The organism is uncultured Empedobacter sp., assembly GCF_937930195.1.
GTDB lineage: Bacteria > Bacteroidota > Bacteroidia > Flavobacteriales > Weeksellaceae > Empedobacter > Empedobacter stercoris.
Genome location: NZ_CALGVK010000196.1, coordinates 1 through 12,617, shown reverse-complemented (window position 1 = coordinate 12,617; position 12,617 = coordinate 1). Strand labels below are relative to the sequence as shown.

General features: G+C 34.1%; 11 protein-coding genes and 2 pseudogenes. 6 read left to right on the top strand and 7 right to left on the bottom strand.

Features of this window, described 5'->3' with window-relative positions; all coding sequences use genetic code 11:
* Positions 1-22: 22 nt before the first annotated feature.
* From Q0616_RS11805 to recQ, 5 genes are all read right to left on the bottom strand, one after another.
* Positions 23-772, bottom strand: a complete 750-nt coding sequence (locus Q0616_RS11805; RefSeq protein ID WP_298777088.1) for a class I SAM-dependent methyltransferase — start codon at positions 770-772, stop codon at positions 23-25.
* A gap of 34 nt (positions 773-806) precedes the next feature.
* Positions 807-1,616: a type I methionyl aminopeptidase gene (map, locus tag Q0616_RS11800; RefSeq protein WP_225542198.1), complete on the bottom strand. Its 810-nt coding sequence runs from the start codon at positions 1,614-1,616 to the stop codon at positions 807-809.
* Positions 1,613-2,035 carry a BT0820 family HAD-type phosphatase gene (locus Q0616_RS11795; protein WP_260541952.1) on the bottom strand — a complete coding sequence of 141 codons (423 nt, stop codon included), beginning with the start codon at positions 2,033-2,035 and terminating at the stop codon, positions 1,613-1,615. The genes map and Q0616_RS11795 overlap by 4 nt, the downstream gene beginning before the upstream one ends.
* A gap of 24 nt (positions 2,036-2,059) precedes the next feature.
* Positions 2,060-3,595, bottom strand: a complete 1,536-nt coding sequence (gene gpmI, locus Q0616_RS11790; protein WP_298777082.1) for a 2,3-bisphosphoglycerate-independent phosphoglycerate mutase — start codon at positions 3,593-3,595, stop codon at positions 2,060-2,062.
* Between the two features lie 66 nt (positions 3,596-3,661).
* Positions 3,662-5,863, bottom strand: a complete 2,202-nt coding sequence (gene recQ, locus Q0616_RS11785; RefSeq protein ID WP_225539726.1) for a DNA helicase RecQ — start codon at positions 5,861-5,863, stop codon at positions 3,662-3,664.
* A 164-nt stretch (positions 5,864-6,027) separates the two neighbouring features.
* Between recQ and Q0616_RS11780 the strand changes: the two genes are divergently transcribed.
* From Q0616_RS11780 to Q0616_RS11755, 6 genes are all read left to right on the top strand, one after another.
* Positions 6,028-6,993: a KpsF/GutQ family sugar-phosphate isomerase gene (locus Q0616_RS11780; protein ID WP_260541955.1), complete on the top strand. Its 966-nt coding sequence runs from the start codon at positions 6,028-6,030 to the stop codon at positions 6,991-6,993.
* A gap of 4 nt (positions 6,994-6,997) precedes the next feature.
* Positions 6,998-7,831, top strand: coding sequence for a twin-arginine translocase subunit TatC (tatC, locus tag Q0616_RS11775; RefSeq protein WP_171621823.1), 834 nt, complete (start codon positions 6,998-7,000; stop codon positions 7,829-7,831).
* A gap of 68 nt (positions 7,832-7,899) precedes the next feature.
* Positions 7,900-8,646: an electron transfer flavoprotein subunit beta/FixA family protein gene (locus Q0616_RS11770; protein WP_171621824.1), complete on the top strand. Its 747-nt coding sequence runs from the start codon at positions 7,900-7,902 to the stop codon at positions 8,644-8,646.
* Between the two features lie 26 nt (positions 8,647-8,672).
* On the top strand, positions 8,673-9,629 hold the full coding sequence (locus Q0616_RS11765; RefSeq protein WP_298777081.1) for an electron transfer flavoprotein subunit alpha/FixB family protein: 957 nt from the start codon (positions 8,673-8,675) through the stop codon (positions 9,627-9,629).
* A gap of 109 nt (positions 9,630-9,738) precedes the next feature.
* Positions 9,739-10,371, top strand: a complete 633-nt coding sequence (locus tag Q0616_RS11760) for a bifunctional nuclease family protein (RefSeq protein ID WP_225539727.1) — start codon at positions 9,739-9,741, stop codon at positions 10,369-10,371.
* A gap of 18 nt (positions 10,372-10,389) precedes the next feature.
* A complete protein-coding gene (locus tag Q0616_RS11755) occupies positions 10,390-11,724 on the top strand; it encodes an MFS transporter (protein ID WP_188319221.1) in 1,335 nt (444 codons plus the stop codon).
* Positions 11,725-11,795: 71 nt separating this feature from the next.
* Here Q0616_RS11755 and Q0616_RS11750 read toward each other — a convergent pair.
* Together Q0616_RS11750 and Q0616_RS11745 are read right to left on the bottom strand one after the other, a co-directional pair.
* A pseudogene (locus Q0616_RS11750) lies at positions 11,796-12,287 on the bottom strand (dihydrofolate reductase).
* A gap of 67 nt (positions 12,288-12,354) precedes the next feature.
* Positions 12,355-12,617, bottom strand: a pseudogene (locus tag Q0616_RS11745) (M1 family peptidase); the annotation flags it as partial.

The window sequence follows — 12,617 nt, the reverse complement described above, 5'->3', positions numbered from 1 at the left end:
TAGTTTTGACTATTTTTTTGAATTATACCATTGGTTTGCGAACAACTGGTAAAATTTCTCCTTTTTCTAAACAGTATTTTTGAACATCTTCTGACGGAATTTGTTTGGTATAATCAACTTTCGCGACGATAAACCCTACATCTTCTAAGCGTTTGTAATAATCTAAACCATAGACACGAACGTGATCATATTGTCCAAATTTTTCTTTTCGTTCTTCTTTCGATGTTACCGTAGGATCTTCATAAGTCACATCGCGTTGATATGAAATAGGAACTTGAAAAATTCCCCAACCACCAGGTTTCATCACACGAAATAATTCACTCATGGCTTTGTGATCATCAGGAATATGTTCTAATACGTGATTACAAAAAACAATATCGAATGTATCATCTCCAAAAGGTAAATCGCAAATATCAGCTTTTACATCGGCTAAAGGCGACTCGATATCACTTGTAATGTACTCAAGGTTTTTCATTGAGCGAAAACGCTTGATAAAAGATTGTTCAGGTGCGATGTGCAAAACTTTTGCTTTTTCTGTAAAAAAAGAAGTTTCATTTTTGAGGTATAACCACATCAAACGATGTCTTTCTAACGAAAAAGTTCCTGGAGAAAGCACGTTATCGCGTTGTTTTTCGTAACCATAAGGCAACAAACTGTAATAACCTTGTCCATCTATTGGGTCTACGAAACGATTTCCTTTCATGAACCAAACCAAAACTGGACGAATAATATAACTACCTTGAATCAGTAAAGGACGAGGTAGAATATTCATGATTTTTTTTAAAAGCTTTTTCACAAAAGTTTTCTTAAGGTTTGAATAAAAATGGTTTTTCTTCGTCAGATTTGATACCTAAAGCATCGTAAATAAACTGATAAGTTGACAATAATTTTGGTTCGCCATCTACTACACAGACATCGTGCTCAAAGTGAGCCGAATATTTGTCATCGCGTGTAGTAACTGTCCAACCATCTGGGTGAAAGAAAACTTTTTCAGTTCCCATATTTACCATTGGTTCGATTGCTAATACTAAACCTTCTTCTATTTTTTTACCTGATCCGCGACGTCCATAATTAGGAACCTGAGGTTCTTCGTGCATTTTGCGACCTAATCCATGACCTACCAATTCACGCACGACACCGTAACCTTCTTTTTCACAATGTTGTTGAATGGCAAAACCAATATCACCTACGCGATTACCTTTTTTCATTTGTTCAATACCTTTGAACATAGATTCTTTTGTAACACGAAGTAATTTTTCTGTCTCAGCATCAATTTCTCCAACCGCAAATGTATAAGCATGATCTCCGTAAAAATCGTTCATATAAACTCCACAATCTACAGATACAATATCACCTTCGTGTAAAGGTTTATCGTTTGGAATTCCGTGAACAACTTGTTGATTAGGTGAGATACAAAGGTTTTTAGGGAAGTCGTACATTCCTAAAAATGCTGGATATCCGCCATTGTCGCGAATAAATTCGCCTCCTAATTTATCTAAATGATTGGTTGTAACACCAGGCACTACTTCTTTGGCTAACATACCCAAGGTTTTTGAAACCAATTGAGCGCTTAGGTACATTAGTTCTAATTCTTCTTTACTTTTTAAATGTATCATAATCCGAAAAATCCTTTTTTCTTTTTCTTCTTAGGCGCTTCTTGCCCATTAGCGTGTACATTTAATTCAATCTTTTTTGTAATGATTTGATAAACGTCACTCCAACCAGGGAAACCACCTAAATTTCTGTCGTCGATAAAGATATCGGCATTTATTTTTCTACTTTGTGTATTTTTATCAAAATCTTCTCCGTCAAAACTATTGTTAATTGCATAAAACTCAATTCCATTTTTTTTACAGAACTCTACTGCTTCGTCTAAGGCTTTTCCACTACGATATGTCCATAAGGTAAGTCTATAGCCATCGTTTTGTAATTGTTTCAATGTTTCGAAAGCAAAGATTTTTGCTTTACCAATTTCTGGATATTTGTCATCGACAACAGTTCCGTCAAAGTCAACTGCAATAATTTTATTAATCATATTTATAAGTATAAAATAGTTGGGTTATTTTTTATGAATTATAATATTTCCTGTCATTTCTGTTGGGATTTCAATTCCCATTAAAGTTAAGATTGTTGGTGCAATATCACCAAGTTTACCATGTTCAACATTCCATTCTATATTATTTTGAGCTAAAATAAATGGTACTGGGTTTGTGGTGTGTTGTGTATTCGGCGATCCATCTTCATTCATCATAAAATCTGAATTCCCATGATCTGCTAAAATAACTACATTATAACCATGTTGCAACGCTGTATTCACGATTTTTTCTGCGCAAGTATCTACCACTTCAGCCGCTTTTATTGCAGCTGACATAACACCTGTATGTCCAACCATATCTGTATTAGCGAAGTTAAGACAAATGAAATCTGCTGATTCTTTTTCTATTTCTGGTACAATTGCATTTGTAATATCATAAGCCGCCATTTCTGGTTTCAAATCGTAAGTTGCAACATCTCTTGGTGAAGCACATAATATACGAGATTCGCCTACAAAAGGTTCTTCTCGTCCGCCATTGAAGAAAAATGTAACGTGTGGGTACTTTTCAGTTTCAGCGATGCGAATTTGTTTACGTCCAGCGTTTGCAATTACTTCACCTAAGGTGTTTACAATGTTTTTTTCATCAAAAATAACATCCACTCCATTATATGTTGCATCATATTCAGTTAGTGTAATGTATTTTAGATTTAATTTATGCATCTCAAATTCAGGAAAATCGTGCTGTGTTAAAACTTCTGTGATTTCACGACCACGATCAGTTCTAAAATTAAAACAGATTACCACATCATCATTTGCTATTTTGGCTTTTGGTTGTCCTGTATCATCTGTAATAATAATTGGTTTGATGAATTCATCAGTCACCTCATTAGTATATGATGCACGAATGGCTTCTAATGGATTTGTTGTTGGTGTACCAACCGCATTTACCATTGCATCGTAGGCTAATTTTACACGTTCCCAACGTTTATCACGATCCATCGCATAATATCGACCTGTAATTGAAGCGATTTCTCCCGTTGATTTTGTCATGTGATTCATCAATTCTGTGATAAATCCTTCGCCAGATTTAGGATCAGTATCGCGACCATCTGTGAAAGCATGAACAAAAACATTTTGATTTAAACCAGATTGATTGGCTGCATCTAACAAGCCTTTCAAATGATTGATATGCGAATGTACACCACCATCAGAAACTAATCCGATGAAATGTACTTTTTTGTTATGGTCTAAAGCATATTGAAAAGCATCTTTTAAGATAGGTTCATTTTGTAATGTACCATTTTCAACTGCCATATTGATACGAACTAAGTTCTGAAAGACGACGCGTCCAGCACCTAAATTCATGTGTCCAACTTCCGAATTTCCCATTTGACCTTCTGGTAAACCAACAGCTAAGCCAAAGGTATCTAAAGTAGAATGAGGAAATTTTTCGAAACAGCTATCTATAAAAGGTGTATTCGCTTGAGCGATTGCAGAAACAGCAGGGTTTGGTCCAATTCCCCAACCGTCTAAAATCATTAATATTGCTTTGTTGTTCATTTGTTTTGTAATAATTCAGCCCAAAGATAACAATCATTGGGCTGAAAAGTTTATTTTTAATGAGGATTAATTTGCAACTTCACTGATAAATTTGATACGCATTAAACGTAATTCCTCTTCATCATAATCGTCACCAAACTCATCTAACAATGAAGTCATTGAATCCGAATCTGCATCCATCAAGAAATCATAGATTTCTTCTTGTTGGTCTTCGTCCAATACTTCGTCAATATAATAATTGATATTTAATTTTGTTCCTTGATAAACAATACTTTCCATTTCAGAGAGTAAATCGCTCATCGACATGTTTTTTGCTTCAGCAACATCTTCCAAATTCAATTTTCTATCAGTTGACTGTATAATGTAAACTTTGTGGCTTGATTTGTCAGCTACTTGTTTAATCACCATGTCTTCTGGACGAATAATGTCATTGTCTTTTACATATTGTGCAATAAAATCAACAAAATCTTTTCCGAATTTTTGAGCTTTTCCTTCTCCAACTCCATACACATTTGTTAATTCCTTAACCGTTGTTGGATATTGCATCGTCATGTCATCTAAACTCGAATCTTGAAATACTGCAAAAGGAGGAATTTGATGTTTTTTAGAGATTTTTTTACGTAAATCTTTTAATTGTTTCAATAAAACATCATCAAAGGCAATTGGAGCAGTAGACGTTTCTTCCTTATCGAAGCTACCTTCTGATAATAATTTTTTGAAATCAATATCCTCAGCAATTTCAAACGAAGTTGGCTTATTGATGAAATCTTTTCCGTCTTTGGTTATTTTTAAAACACCATAAGATTCGATTTCTTTCTCTAATAAATTATGAACAATTAATTGACGTAAGATAGATTTCCAATAATAATCTTCTTTTTCTTTTCCAATTCCGAAGAATTTTTCAGAACTTAAATTATACGATTTTGTAATTGAAGTTTCTTTTCCAACAATAACATTAACGATATCATTAAGTTTTAACTTTTGATTCGTTTTCTGAACAACATCTAATGCGATTATTGCATCTTCTTTTGCTTCTGTCATTTTCTTCGGATTGCGCATGTTGTCGTCCATATTTGCGCCTTCACCATTTTTGTCGTCAAAATTTTCACCAAAATAATGCAACAAAAATTTACGACGAGACATCGAAGTTTCGGCATAGGCAACCACTTCAGAAAGTAACTGCATTCCAACTTCTCGTTCAGCAACAGGTTTGCTCGCTAAGAATTTCTCCAGTTTTTCGATATCTTTATAATCGTAGAAAGCAATACATATACCTTCACCGCCATCGCGACCAGCACGACCAGTTTCTTGGTAATAACTTTCTAACGATTTTGGCATATCATAATGCATCACAAAACGTACGTCAGGTTTATCGATTCCCATTCCAAATGCAATTGTTGCAACAACAACACTTGCATCTTCCATCAAGAACATATCTTGGTGTTTGCTACGTGTTTTTGCATCCAAACCAGCGTGGTAAGGAATTGCATTGATCCCGTTTACTTGTAAAAGTTGAGTAATTTCTTCAACCTTTTTACGACTTAAACAATAAATGACACCAGATTTACCATCGTTTTGTTTGATAAATTTGATAATTTGTTTGTCCTGATCAACTTTTGGACGGATCTCGTAAAATAAATTCGTACGATTAAAAGAATCTTTAAATACTTTTGCACTTTGCATTCCCAAAGTTTTCTGAATATCTTCTTGTACTTTAGGTGTTGCTGTTGCAGTCAACGCAATGATTGGCGCATCACCAATTCTGTTGATAATAGATTTTAGGTTACGATATTCTGGTCGAAAATCGTGTCCCCATTCAGAAATACAGTGCGCTTCATCAATAGCAAAAAAAGAAATTTGAACCGATTTAAAAAAATCGATGTATTCTTCTTTTGTCAAAGATTCGGGTGCAACATATAACATTTTTGTTACTCCATTTTTGATATCCGTCATCACAGTTTTTGTTTCTGACTTATTCAAAGATGAGTTTAATACGTGCGCAATTCCATCATTTTCAGAAATTCCTCGTATTGCGTCTACTTGATTCTTCATTAAGGCGATTAAAGGTGAAACAATAATCGCGACTCCATCTGACATTAATGCCGGTAGTTGATAACATAAAGACTTACCTCCGCCAGTTGGCATCAAAACAAATACATCTTCTTTATTTAGTAAGCTTGTAATGATTTCGTGCTGCTGTCCTTTAAATTGGTCGAAACCAAAATATTTTTTTAGGTAAGATGTTAAGTTTTTCGAAGTGGCTTCCATCTACACAAAAGACTAAAATTAATATTATAAATTAAATAGTTCCTATATTTGATAACTCTTAAATATACACAAAATTTTGATATGTTTTATATATAATTGAGTGTAAATAAAAAAGGAGAGTAAAAGTACGACAAATTTTAAAAATAGACAATAGAAATTTTATTGTGAAAAATTCAGAAATAATACAAATTGCTCAGGAAGTTTTTAGAGAAGAAATTCTTGAGTTAGAAGCGATAGCTTCTCGTATTAGCGAGTCTTTTGTTGATGCGGTAAATGCGATATATAACACGAAAGGAAAATTGGTAGTTGTAGGAGTGGGAAAGAGTGCGCATATTGCAAATAAAATTGTAGCAACACTAAATTCTACTGGAACTCCAAGTCAATTTTTACATGCGACAGAAGCTATTCATGGCGATTTAGGTCTTGTACGACCAGAAGATGTGGTGATTTGTATTTCGAAAAGTGGAAATACACCAGAGATTACGTATTTAGCTCCGATACTTAAACAGTATGCTGCTGTTTTGATTGGATTGACTTCAAACTTGAAGTCAGAATTAGCTAAAAATTCTGACATTGTTTTGGATGTGAATATCAAAAAAGAGGCTTGTCCAGTTAATTTGGCGCCGACAACTTCTACTACAGCACAATTACTAATGGGAGATGCCTTGGCTGTTGCTTTGATGAAAATGAGAGCATTTACACAAAATGATTTTGCAAAATATCATCCTGGAGGAGCCTTAGGAAAACGACTTTTGTGGACGGTGGAAAATATTGTTGATCCAGAAAGAAAACCTTTTGTAGGGCCAGAATCTTCAATTTCAGAAGTGATCAATTCATTGACTTCGGGGCGTCATGGAATCACTGTGATTTTGGATGAAGATAAAATTGTGGGAGTTATTACAGATGGAGATTTGCGCCGAATGTTATTGAATAATGAGACATTTACACATTTAAAAGCGAAAGATATCGCTTCAATGCATCCGAAAACAATTCAAAAAACTGAAAAAGCACGCGAGGCTCTAGCAATTCTTCGTCACAATAGTATTGGTCAATTGGTCGTAGTGGATGAAGAAAATCACTATTATGGCATTTTGGATATTCACTCAATTTTAAACGAAGGAATCGAATAAGCGTATGGCAAATAATTCAACATCGAATATGTCTTTTTTGGCTCATGTAGGTGAGTTAAGAGGACATTTGGTTCGTTCAATATTATCGATTATTATCACGTCAATTGCTGTTGCACTTTATTGGGACGAGTTGGTTGAGCATGTAATTATGGCTCCGCTGAAATCAAATTTTCGGACGTTTGACATTTTTAATCAATTTGGAGAATTAACAGGTTTTGGAAAAATCTATACAGAGTCATTCGATATCTCAAAAGATTTGACCAATCTTAACCCTTCAGGGCAAATTACCTCTCAATTTTTTGCTATTATAGTTTGCGGAATTATTATTGCTATTCCCTATATTATTTTCGAAATATGGCGATTTGTAAAACCAGCCTTAAAAGAATCAGAACGCAAATATGCTGGATTTACCATCTTTGCTGTTTCTTTTTTCTTTGTATTGGGTGTGTTGTTTAGTTATTATTTATTATTGCCTTTATGTACACAATTTTTATTTACATATGACCCTTTTGGTGTAGGAAACACGTGGACTTTGCCAAGTTATATTGATTTATTTGTTCAATTATTATTATCGATGGGAGTCATGTTTTTAATGCCAATTTTTGTGTACTTCTTAACGAGTATTGGAATTTTAACTCCAACATTCTTAAAAGAGTATCGTAAACATGCTTTTATCGTTGTATTAGTGATTGCAGCAGTAATTACACCAAATGATGTATATAGTATGGTTTTAGTTACAATACCACTTTGGTTATTGTACGAATTGAGTATAATAATTTCACAATCAGTTTATAAAACTCAATTGAAAGGAAAAAGTAACGACTTAGTAAAGAATTAACAATGTTATGCTTGCATAATAAAATAAATTAGTTATTTTTACATAAAAGAAAAAGTAAACACAAAATTATGAAGATATTAGTTTGTATTAGTAGTGTACCAGATACTACAGCAAAAATCAACTTCACAGCTGACGGAAAATCATTTGATAAAAATGGGGTTCAGTTCGTTATTAACCCGCATGATGAATTTAGTTTAAATAAAGCAGTAGAATTACAAGAAAAACAAGGTGCTACTGTTACAATTTTAACGGTAGGTGATGCAACAGTAGATCCAGTTATGCGTAAAGCCTTAGCTATTGGTGCGAATGATGGAATTCGAATTGATGCTGATGCACGCGATGATTTCTTCGTTGCTACACAAATTGCAAAAGCTGCTAAAGACGGTGGTTTCGATTTGGTATTGACAGGAAAAGAATCAATTGATTACAACGGAGGTTCTGTACCAGGATTAGTTGCAGCAATGTTAGATTACGGTTTTGTAAACGGATGTATCGGTCTTGATGTAGAAGGTTCTTCTGCAAAAGCAGTTCGTGAAATTGACGGCGGAAAAGAAACTGTAGAAGTTGCTTTACCAGCTGTAATCGCAGGGCAAAAAGGTTTGGTAGAAGAATCAGCTTTACGTATTCCTAACATGCGTGGAATTATGCAAGCTCGTACAAAACAAATCAATGTTGTTGCTGCAGAAGCGACAGAAACAAAAGTTGAGGTTGTTGGTTATGTAAAACCTGCTGAAAGAGGTAATGTAACATTAATTGACAAAGACAACGTAGCAGAATTGGTAAGATTATTACACGAAGAAGCTAAAGTAATCTAATTATTCACCTAAAAAGAAATTAAAAAATGGCAATTTTTGTATACGCTGAGTCACACGACGGAAAATATAAAAAAGCAGGATTAGAAGCAGTTTCTTATGCTAAAGCTACTGCAGACGTTGCAGGAGATACTGTAACAGCAATCGTTTTCGGAAATGCTGCTGCTGACGAATTATATCAATATGGAGCATCTAAAGTAGTTAAAGTTGATAATGCAGCTTTAGCAAAATTTGATGCAAATTCTTATGCAAAAGCTTTGGCTGAAGTTGCTCAAGGAGATGTTGTGGTATTACCATCAACAAATGAAGGAGCAACGGTAGCACCAGTTTTAGCATTCAAAACAGGAGCGTCCTTAGTAACTAACGTAGAAAAAGCACCTACTGCAGTTTCTCCTTTTACAGTTGCACGCAAAGCATTTTCTGGTAAAGGAATCGAAACAGTTGCAGTTTCAGGAAAAGTAGTTGTAACAGTTTTGCAAAATGCTTTTGGAGCTAAAGAAAATGTAGTTTCTGGTTCAGAAGAGTCAGCTACAGTTGCAGTTTCTGATGCAGATGTAAAAGTAAAAGTTGTTTCAACAGACATGTATTCTTATGATAAAATTGATTTGAAAGAAGCGGATATCGTGGTTTCTTCTGGCCGTGGAATGAAAGGTCCAGAAAATTGGGGAATGATCGAAGATTTAGCAAAAGTTTTAGGAGCGGCTACAGCTTCTTCTAAACCAGTTGCAGATATCGGCTGGAGACCTCACGAAGAACACGTAGGACAAACAGGTAAAGCAATTGCACCAAATCTATACATCGCAGTTGGTATTTCAGGTGCAATTCAGCACTTAGCTGGAGTAAACGGGTCTAAAACGATTGTTGTCATTAACAATGATCCAGAAGCACCTTTCTTTAAAGCTGCCGATTACGGAATAGTAGGTGACGCTTTTGAGATTGTACCTAAATTAACAGAAGAGTTAAAAAAATACAAAGGTCAAGCTTAATCATTTTAAAGATTATAAATTCAATCCGAATCATTTAGGTGATTCGGATTTTTTTTATCTATTAAAAAAATATTAAATATTCGTCAGTTTTTCATAGATTTACGCCCAAATGGACAATTTAATTAGATTAAATATTAAGGGAATTTCTTACAGTCAAACTCAAACCGGAGCGTATGCTTTGATTTTAGAGGAAAGTGTAGGAGGAAGAAAGTTGCCGATTATTATTGGGAGCTTCGAGGCACAGTCGATCGCATTAGCTTTAGAGAAAGATATTAATCCACCTCGTCCATTAACACACGATTTGTTTGTCTCGTTAGGAAAAGAATTTCGTTTGAATGTTGATTCAATTTATATTTATAAATTAGAAGATGGCGTTTTTTATTCGAATATTGTTTTTTTGAATGAAGAGGGAGGTCGTGCTGAAATAGATTCGAGAACTTCTGATGCAATTGCATTAGCAGTTCGCTTCAATGCACCTATTTATGCCTACGAAAATGTTGTAGAAAAAGCTGGAATTCATTTGGACGTTATTGAAGAAGAAGAAAATATACGTCGCGCAGCAAATAACTTCGAAGATGATTTAGATATCTTAGCAGGTTTGGAAAGTGATTTGTCTGATATCAACGAATATGAAGGTTGGACAAAATCTGAGCTTGAAGCTGAGATGGAAAAAGCTGTGAAAAATGAAGATTACGAATTGGCAGCTCGCCTTCGTGATCAGATAGATAACATGGAAAACTAATAACTATTTCAAATAATTATGTCTGTAAAGCTTAGACTTACAATCATGAGTTTCCTTGAGTTTGCGGTATGGGGAGCATACCTTACTTCGATGGGAAATTACTTAGGATCAGTTGGCTTAGGTCCAAAAATTGGTCTTTTTTACGCGATGCAAGGTATTGTATCAATTTTTATGCCCGCCATTATGGGTATTGTAGCGGATAGGTGGATTCCTGTACAACGTTTGTTGGGATTAAATCATTTATTAGCTGCTATTTTTATGTTTGCAGCAGGTTATTATGGAATGACAGCTGGAAACAATGTAGATTTTACGACGATATTTACACTTTATTCAGTTAGTGTGGCGTTTTTTATGCCAACAATCGCCCTTTCTAACTCTACAGCTTATACAATTTTAAAACAAAATAATTTAGACACAATCAAAGCTTTTCCACCAATCAGAACGTTTGGTACAATTGGGTTTATTGTAGCGATGTTATTTGTTAATTTTTCTGGATTTAAAGACGGTGTTTTTGGGTTTAATTTTTCAAATGATCCTACATTCGTTAGTTTTCAATCCAATTATTTTCAATTCTTTGTTTCAGGAGTTTTAGGAGTTGTATTGTTTCTATTTAGCTTTTTATTGCCAAACTGTCCTATAAACAAAAGTTCAGAAAAACAATCACTTTCAGATGCATTTGGCTTGAAGGCCTTTGCATTATTCAAAGATAGAAAGATGGCAATTTTCTTTATTTTTTCAATGTTGTTAGGGGTTTCATTGCAAATTACCAATGGATATGCAAATCCGTTTATTACAACTTTTAAGGATATTCCAGAGTATGCTAATACATGGGGAGCAAGTAATGCTAATGCATTAATTTCCTTGTCTCAGGTTTCTGAAACGTTGTGTATTCTGTTAATTCCATTCGTATTAAAACGTTTCGGAATTAAAATCGTTATGTTAATGGCAATGGTAGGCTGGGTGTTACGTTTTGGATTATTTGGATTAGGTGATCCAGGACCAGGTGTTTGGATGTTTATTCTATCTATGATTGTTTATGGAATCGCTTTCGATTTCTTTAATGTTTCAGGTTCATTATATGTTGACAAGGAAACAGATGAAGAGATTCGTTCCTCGGCACAAGGAGTTTTTATGATGATGACAAATGGATTTGGGGCAACAATAGGTATGTTGATTGCACAGTATATTGTCAATCATTATGTATACAGCCAAACAGATCTGAATTTGCAATTAGAAGGATGGAGGCATTCTTGGTTTATTTTTGCTGGATATGCTTTAGTTGTAACAATTTTATTTGCAATTGTGTTCAAGTACAAACACAATCCAAACGAATTAGAAGAAGTTAAACACTAAGTTGTAACTTAAGAAATAAAATAAAAAAGCAAGAATGTTAATTCTTGCTTTTTTTTATGGATAAGAGTTTATTATTTTTCAATTCTATTATACGTCACAAACGAATAAGCATAAGGGTGTTTTTCGTCTTTCTTAAAATCTTCTCGTTTTACTTCTTCCCATTCATCCAAATCAATTTCTGGAAAATAAGTGTCAGCATCAAATTCCTAATGAACCTCTGTTACATATAAAACATCTGTAAATTCCATCGCTTGTTTGTAGATGTTTCCACCGCCAAGTATATCAATCTCATCATTTAACTTTCGAGCTTCTTCTAAGGCATTTGTTAAAGAGTTCACTTTTACAATTCCATCTGCATTCCAATTTAAATCTCTTGTGACGACAATATTGGTGCGATTAGGTAAAGGACGTCCAAGTGATTCAAACGTTTTTCTTCCCATAATGATAGGGTGTCCAGTTGTTAAATTTTTGAAATGTTTCAAGTCATTAGGTAAATGCCAAATCAAATTATTTTTTGCGCCAATAACGTTGTTACTTGCTTTTGCTACTACAATGTTTATCATAAGCTTTAAGGTAAAAAAAGCTATCCTTTTGCGAGGATAGCTTAACAAATATAATAATTTTAAAGAATTATTTCATTTTATTTATTGCTTCTTGTAATTGTTCTACTTGTTTTAGAATAGATGCCGATTTCATTGTTTTAGCAGTGTTCGTTTTAATTTGAAGTGCTTTTTCTGCCATCATCTTTATCGCTTGTCCAGCTTGTGGATTTTGCTCTTTTAAATACGGATAGTAACGAGCATACGTTTTTGCAATTTCAGCAGTTGCATCGGGTGTGTCATTATTCATAATCCAATTAAAAGCTTGTTCTGCAACTTTTCCTTTTTCTATAT

Bases quoted from the DNA above. Each gene is read 5' to 3' on its own strand.
- Q0616_RS11805 (WP_298777088.1), bottom strand. From the start codon at position 772: ATGAATATTCTACCTCGTCCTTTACTGATTCAAGGTAGTTATATTATT.
- map (WP_225542198.1), bottom strand. From the start codon at position 1,616: ATGATACATTTAAAAAGTAAAGAAGAATTAGAACTAATGTACCTAAGC.
- Q0616_RS11795 (WP_260541952.1), bottom strand. From the start codon at position 2,035: ATGATTAATAAAATTATTGCAGTTGACTTTGACGGAACTGTTGTCGAT.
- gpmI (WP_298777082.1), bottom strand. From the start codon at position 3,595: ATGAACAACAAAGCAATATTAATGATTTTAGACGGTTGGGGAATTGGA.
- recQ (WP_225539726.1), bottom strand. From the start codon at position 5,863: ATGGAAGCCACTTCGAAAAACTTAACATCTTACCTAAAAAAATATTTT.
- tatC (WP_171621823.1), top strand. From the start codon at position 6,998: ATGGCAAATAATTCAACATCGAATATGTCTTTTTTGGCTCATGTAGGT.
- Q0616_RS11770 (WP_171621824.1), top strand. From the start codon at position 7,900: ATGAAGATATTAGTTTGTATTAGTAGTGTACCAGATACTACAGCAAAA.
- Q0616_RS11765 (WP_298777081.1), top strand. From the start codon at position 8,673: ATGGCAATTTTTGTATACGCTGAGTCACACGACGGAAAATATAAAAAA.
- Q0616_RS11760 (WP_225539727.1), top strand. From the start codon at position 9,739: ATGGACAATTTAATTAGATTAAATATTAAGGGAATTTCTTACAGTCAA.
- Q0616_RS11755 (WP_188319221.1), top strand. From the start codon at position 10,390: ATGTCTGTAAAGCTTAGACTTACAATCATGAGTTTCCTTGAGTTTGCG.